8 protein-coding genes and 2 rRNA genes are annotated in these 6,341 nt (G+C 50.4%); 1 reads left to right on the forward strand and 9 read right to left on the reverse strand.

Annotated elements, in window-relative coordinates; translation table 11 throughout:
- Positions 1-52: 52 nt before the first annotated feature.
- The 7 genes from FHT67_RS28055 to FHT67_RS28085 form a co-directional block, all read right to left on the reverse strand.
- Entirely contained in the window at positions 53-862 is an 810-nt protein-coding gene (locus FHT67_RS28055) for a PSP1 domain-containing protein (protein ID WP_132312991.1), read from the reverse strand.
- 4 nt (positions 863-866) lie between these two features.
- Positions 867-1,844 (reverse strand): DNA polymerase III subunit delta', encoded by a 978-nt coding sequence (gene holB, locus FHT67_RS28060; RefSeq protein ID WP_132312992.1) that lies wholly within the window; start codon positions 1,842-1,844, stop codon positions 867-869.
- Between the two features lie 19 nt (positions 1,845-1,863).
- On the reverse strand, positions 1,864-2,307 hold the full coding sequence (locus FHT67_RS28065) for a YaaR family protein (protein WP_132312994.1): 444 nt from the start codon (positions 2,305-2,307) through the stop codon (positions 1,864-1,866).
- Positions 2,308-2,323: 16 nt separating this feature from the next.
- Positions 2,324-2,653, reverse strand: coding sequence for a cyclic-di-AMP receptor (locus tag FHT67_RS28070; protein ID WP_012772016.1), 330 nt, complete (start codon positions 2,651-2,653; stop codon positions 2,324-2,326).
- Between the two features lie 59 nt (positions 2,654-2,712).
- Complete coding sequence (gene tmk, locus FHT67_RS28075; RefSeq protein WP_132312996.1) at positions 2,713-3,366, reverse strand: dTMP kinase; 654 nt, start codon at positions 3,364-3,366, stop codon at positions 2,713-2,715.
- Positions 3,367-3,475: 109 nt separating this feature from the next.
- On the reverse strand, positions 3,476-4,948 hold the full coding sequence (locus FHT67_RS28080; RefSeq protein ID WP_167202026.1) for an aminotransferase class I/II-fold pyridoxal phosphate-dependent enzyme: 1,473 nt from the start codon (positions 4,946-4,948) through the stop codon (positions 3,476-3,478).
- Between the two features lie 90 nt (positions 4,949-5,038).
- Positions 5,039-5,230 (reverse strand): sigma factor G inhibitor Gin, encoded by a 192-nt coding sequence (locus FHT67_RS28085; protein ID WP_132313000.1) that lies wholly within the window; start codon positions 5,228-5,230, stop codon positions 5,039-5,041.
- 176 nt (positions 5,231-5,406) lie between these two features.
- Between FHT67_RS28085 and FHT67_RS28090 the strand changes: the two genes are divergently transcribed.
- The gene (locus FHT67_RS28090) at positions 5,407-5,937 is read left to right on the forward strand and encodes a transposase (RefSeq protein ID WP_132313002.1); all 531 of its coding nucleotides are present in this window, start codon (positions 5,407-5,409) and stop codon (positions 5,935-5,937) included.
- Between the two features lie 54 nt (positions 5,938-5,991).
- Here the strand turns inward: FHT67_RS28090 and rrf are convergent.
- Positions 5,992-6,108: ribosomal RNA gene (gene rrf, locus FHT67_RS28095) — 5S ribosomal RNA — on the reverse strand.
- A gap of 140 nt (positions 6,109-6,248) precedes the next feature.
- A 23S ribosomal RNA gene (locus tag FHT67_RS28100) occupies positions 6,249-6,341 on the reverse strand; the annotation flags it as partial.

Raw genomic sequence — 6,341 nt, forward strand, 5'->3', positions numbered from 1 at the left:
AAGATTTCTTTGTTCTCCAAGCTTTCACCCCAGAGCTTTCAAACGTAGTCGTTCAATTTTCCTTCACAACCACATCGTCGAGCGGCAGCTCCTTCGGTTTACCCGACACATCGAACAACTGCACGTACACAGACTTCGTGGAAGCGTTGATGCCCGTTACTTTGCCTTCGCCATAAGACGTGACGACGATTTTGCCAACGGAAGGAAGCTCCTCCCGCACGCTTTCGTAATTGTCATGCTCATATTTCAAGCAGCACATAAGACGGCCGCATAATCCCGAAATCTTCGTAGGATTGAGCGATAAGTTCTGATCCTTGGCCATCTTGATCGATACCGGTTCGAAATCCCCGAGCCAAGAGGAGCAGCATAATACACGCCCGCATGGCCCGATGCCCCCCAGCATCTTCGCTTCGTCGCGTACGCCGATTTGCCTAAGCTCAATGCGCGTACGAAACACACTAGCCAAGTCTTTTACCAATTCCCGGAAGTCGACCCTTCCTTCAGCCGTAAAATAGAAAATGATTTTGTTCCGGTCGAACGTGAATTCCACATCAACCAGCTTCATCTTGAGCTGATGATCTCTTATCTTGTCCAAACAGGTGGCAAATGCGTTCTTCGCGGCAGCGCGGTTCTCCTCCACGACCTTCGCATCTACCTCGCTGGCAATCCGGATCACTTTCTTCAGCGGAAGGACAACGTCTTCTTCACCGACTTCTTTCTGTCCGACCACGACTTTACCATATTCGATCCCCCTGGCCGTTTCGACAATCACATGCTGGTCCTTGTCCACGGGGTGCAGGGCTGGATCAAAGTAATAAATCTTGCCCGCCTTCTTAAAGCGGACACCGACAACGTTATACAAGGATTTAGCCCTCCTGTAGGTTTACCAATAGTTGCTCGACAGCAAGCTGCGGAGATACGTTGGAACGTATCTTCTTACCCGCTTCAAGCGTATGCTCGATACAAGAAATCCAGTTCTCGATCGGGCGGTTAAACGCATGCTTGCTAATCCAGTCCAACTGATCTATATAAACAATGCTTTCCTGCCTTCCGGCCTGAAATTGAATCATGTCTTTGAACCATAATACAAGTAACGACAGCATGAGCTGCGCTTCACCCGCAAGGTCCGTTTTGAAAAATTGCTGCTGGGCGGTGAGCATTCCCGCGGTGAATCGGGTCAGACTCTCCTTCCCTAATTGTATCACTACGTTTCTGATTTCTGCAAACTGATTCTGTTGGATAATCTCTCTAGCGCCTTCCAGTCCGGAGCTCAGTTGAACGGCTGCGCGGGCCAGAGTCGGCGGCGCTCCTTCATCGACCAGAGACTGCAGCATTTCGTTTGACGAGAACGGCAGGAATGGCACCCACTGCGCTCTTGAACGAATGGTCGGAAGCACGGCTTGTCCATTATCCGTAATTAATATGGCAACAATGGGGGAAAGCGGCTCCTCTAGAAATTTAAGCAGACTGTTAGCTGCCTGAAGGGTCATTGTCTCCGCACGCTCGACAATATATACCTTCCGCGAAGTTCCGCTTCCCCGGTAAGCAAGCTCGCGCTGGAGCTCGCGTATTTGATCGATCTTGATGGATTGCCCATCCGGCGTAATAGTGAGCAGATCCGGCTGATTCCCATTCTCGAATTTCCGGCATTCCAAGCAATGATCGCAGGCGTCATCCCCGCCAGAGGTGCAGAAGAGGGCCTTGGCGAAAGCTCTGGCCATAGCCTTTCTCCCTGTGCCGGAAGGGCCGTAGAACAAATAAGCATGCGATACTTTTCCGCTCTGCAACGCATGCTTTAAGATTCGTTTTGCTTTCCATTGGCCGGCTACTTGTTCCATGCTCATTGCTGCTTACCCTTTCTTTCTAAAACAATAAATTAATAAGAAGTCCGCGAATTTCACCGATCCGGCCAAGCAGCTCGATTCTGCCTTGTTCCGACTCCAGCAGCTCCTCCGCCATGGATACAAGCGCCGAATCAATCTCATCCAGCAGCTTGTATCGCTTGGTCCGGCCTCTTCGATCAAAGCCGCGCAGCTCCTTCAGTCCGATCCCGCGTTTGACGGTATCCTCCAGAAACCGCTTCACCATCTGCCGGTACATCTTCAGCTCACGAACCGTCATCGTTCTGGCCAGACGCTCGCCTTGATTATGAATTTCCGTAAGCTTCTGCTGCAGCTGCTCCTGCGTCCGCAAAGCATCCTGCTGTACCAAGGCATCCGAGAAGCTTCTGGCAGGAGCCGGCTTCGTCGCCGTGTCCCCGCCTGCTCGGTTTTGGCCAAGCGGACGCCAGCTTTGATCGATTTTCATCGCTATTCACGTCCAATCAGAAATGTTCGAAACGCTCAACAGGTACGACAAAGACTGCCGCTCCCCCAACTTGCACTTCTACAGGGAAAGGAATATACGAATCGGTCGAGCCGCCAATTGGAGAAACAGGCGTAACCAATTGATCTCTCACCTTGCAGTTCGAGCTGATGACCTGCAGAACCTCATGAACGCGTTCGTCTTCTATGCCAATCATAAACGTTGTATTGCCTGCTCGAAGGAATCCTCCTGTACTTGCAAGCTTGGTTGCGCGGAAGCCATCCTTCACAAGAGCATTCGACAAACGGTTGCTGTCCTTATCTTGTACAATCGCAATGACTAATTTCATCCTCATTCCTCCCATTTGGTTAGGTTAATAGAACAGGCACGAAGTCATTCCTACGTTGTTTATTGCACATCGGCTGCGAAAAACCCTTTAAATCTGCGGTCAATCGTCAAAATAACTTCTTCCAGTACAGCATTTGCGGCTTTTCCCGCATCAACCCGCACCATTCGCTCCGGAAACTGCTCCAGCAGCTTCCGGTAGCCTTCCCGCACAAGCTGGTGAAAAGCAAGCGACTCCAGGTCCAAGCGGTTGACTTCGCGTTCGCCTGCGGACCTGATCCGGGCTAATCCCACTTCCGGATCAATATCCATGTAAATCGTAAGCTGAGGCATTGCTCCATCCACCGCAAAACGGTTGATTGACCATACCTCCTCCATGCCAAGTCCTCTGGCATGGCCCTGATAAGCGAGGCTGCTGTCCACGAAACGGTCGCAGATGACGATCTGACCGTCCGCAAGCGCCGGCATTACCTTCTCGACTAAATGCTGGCGTCTTGATGCCGCATACAGCAAGGCTTCCGTACGCGCATCCATTCCCGTATGGTTACGGTCCAGGATGACCGAACGGATCTGCTCCGCAATCGGGATGCCGCCTGGCTCGCGGGTCGTAACGACTGTCTTGCCCCGCTGCTGCATCGTATGCGCGAGCTGCTCAATCAGTGTTGTTTTGCCGGCGCCTTCGCCGCCTTCTATCGTAATAAAGATTCCCTTATTCAACTTCGTATGGCTCCTAACTGTTACTACCCACCACTATAGTTGGGTATAGTATATATTTTAACAAAGTTCTAACAAAGCGAATACCCTTGTCCTACTTATTTTCGCCTAATTATCGCGAATATACGGCAATTGTCAGCATCCTGCTGTCGACGGCTCCCTGAAACTTGGCGCCAGTCCCGGCTAGTGACGAGATGTACCCAATCATTTCATTGGTCAACACTTCCCCCGGGTATAGAATAGGTATCCCCGGAGGATAAGGTATAACCATCTCCGCGACCTCATAGCCTTCCGATTCTACTAAAGGCAATCTTTGATGCTTCCTCTTTTTCCGGCTCCATTCTATCGGCTGCAATTGATTAGGTGATCCAATAACCGGATAATAGCCCGTAGAAACTTTTCCGTCCTTACAAGGACTGGCATCGATAATTTGTTCGATCTGTTTGCAAGCAGCCTGAAGCTCTAACCTCGATGCCTCCCCTGTCCGGCTTCCCCACACCAGCACGACATGCTTCATATCCGCCATCTCCGCCCAGCAGCCCTGCTCCTCCAGCAGCTTCTGCAGTTCAAAGCCTGTAACGGTCCCTGTACGATCCCATAAAACAACTCTTAGCGGATCCAAGCTATCGTAAGCCGCTGACCCTTGATCAGCCGGTAGTACCTTCAAAGCCCCGTTCTCTTGGGCTATCCAGGCCCGGAATGCCTGTACGGAAGCAACTCCCGGTTCAAACCATGCAGCCCCATACCGGTCTACCATAACTCGTGCAACATCTAGGGAAGCCATAATCGGAAAGGAAGGGCTTGAGCTTTGAATCGCGGCTAACGCTTCCTTTATCGGGTCCCTTGGAATCCGGTCTCCCTTCAGATGCAGCATTGCCCCCATCGTTAGGGCGGACAACGTCTTATGGGTAGACTGCACGACGGCATCCGCGCCGGCCTGAATTGCCGTCTCCGGGAATAAAGGATGTAATCCGTAATGCGCGCCATGCGCTTCATCTACGAGCAGCAGGCTATTATAGCGGTGTACAAGTTCCGCATAGCTTGTCAGATTCGTAGTCATGCCGTAATAATTTGGATTGGTCAGCATGACCCCTTTAGCTTCGGGATACAGCTTGAGCGCCTCTTCAATGGCTTCCAACGAAGGAGTTGTTGACAGCCCTGTTTCCTCATCCATTCTAGGTGTGACAAAAACCGTTCTTGCCCCTGCCAGCTTTAATCCGTTAATAACCGACTTATGAACATTCCGCTGAACAATCAAGAGATCGCCGGGCTCGCATACACCGAGGATCATTGCCAGATTTCCGGAGGTGCTTCCTCCTATAAGAAAAAAAGTCTCATCCGCCCCAAAGCATTGCGCGGCGAGCTTTTGCGCTTCGGCTATGGATGCTTCCGGATGATGCAGATCATCCGTGGAAGACAGCTCCGTCACGTCCAGCTTCATTATCCCAGACAGCCAATTCATCGCATGGAATTGTTCCTGCTCATATATATGTCCATATCCGTGCCCGGGTACGTGAAAACCAACCGGATCCGTCTCATAATGGCGTACCAATGCCTCAAACAAAGGGGCCTGCATTCGATTCATGGTCTAAAAGCTTCCCTTCTATCTATTATTCGTCTATTGTAACGGATTTAGGCACAAAAAAAGAGCGGCATCCTATTAAAGGGATTCCGCTCAGGCGTTTTTCTCGATAAAAATCTGTTTCATTTGATGAATAAAGAAAGGGTATTTGGCATCCTTCACATCCGTACGAACCATCTCGGATTCACATGCTTCGCATATAAACTCGGACACAATGCGGATTCCTTCACCCTCTGCTTTATGCTCCCCGCATATAATGCAATGAAGCGCGCGTTCTTCCGACATACCTATCCCGCCTTTCTGTCATCCTATATAGCTATTATTATGGCATATATTCTAGCGGTTTATACTTGTTTCATAGCCCATTTCAAATATTTCTATATCGTATGCAGCATCCGCCTAATTGGTGAATCCAAAACTGCCGATATACTACCTGAGTAATAAAGAAGGGAAGTACAAATATGCGTCAATCTTTAGTGGACCAGCAAGCAGCCACCATATACCAATACAAGTTAATCAAAAAGAAAGTAATCCGTCCCGAGCTTGTCCAAAGCCATATTCTCAGTGCTGTCATCCTGCTGGCTTTCCAGCTGCTGATGTACCGCATGGATGGCCTGTTCAGTTGGCTTCTTGGATTCGCTATCGTGCAAGTCATTCATCTTGTTATCCTGCTGCTTGCCTTTATACGCGTAGACGATGCCGTTGACCGCCGCTGGGTTTGGGGAATTACACCGCCATGGTTTGGCTTCAAACCTGCCAACGATATCCGTCTTGCCCTATACCGCCGCGTACACCGTCATCTCTTCTGGGTTGGTCTATGCGCGGTAGCGGTTCTGTATCCATGGATTCAGCCATCCCTATTGATCAGCATCCTCTTCTGGCATTTATGGCTTATCGTCCCTCGTATGCTCTTATCTCTTGCCTTCAGCAAGCAGCGCAAAGACGGCATTCTCCGCCTCCAAAAAAACGAGGCCTCTTACTACCATCAATAAAACACCGAAATAACACAAAAAAACCTGCCGCGAAATGCGGCAGGCTCTTTCATTGCTTGGCGACGTCCTACTCTCCCAGGACCCTGCGGTCCAAGTACCATCGGCGCTGGAGGGCTTAACGGTCGTGTTCGGTATGGGAACGCGTGGTTCCCCTCCGCCATCGCCACCAAACGTAAGCTCTAGGCTTATTCAAGGTTTGCGCCTTGAAAACTGGATGCGAAAGTTTGAATTCCTTAAGTTCATTTATGGGGCCCCCGCAAAGTACTCGGAAGTAACTCCGAAGCATTTGCTTCACTTTGTGGGGTATCCTTTAGGATAAGCCCTCGACCGATTAGTATTCGTCAGCTCCACACATTGCTGTGCTTCCACCCCGAACCTATCAACCTCGTCGTCTTCAAGGGGTC

Source organism: Paenibacillus sp. BK720 (assembly GCF_011761545.1).
Taxonomy (GTDB): domain Bacteria; phylum Bacillota; class Bacilli; order Paenibacillales; family Paenibacillaceae; genus Pristimantibacillus.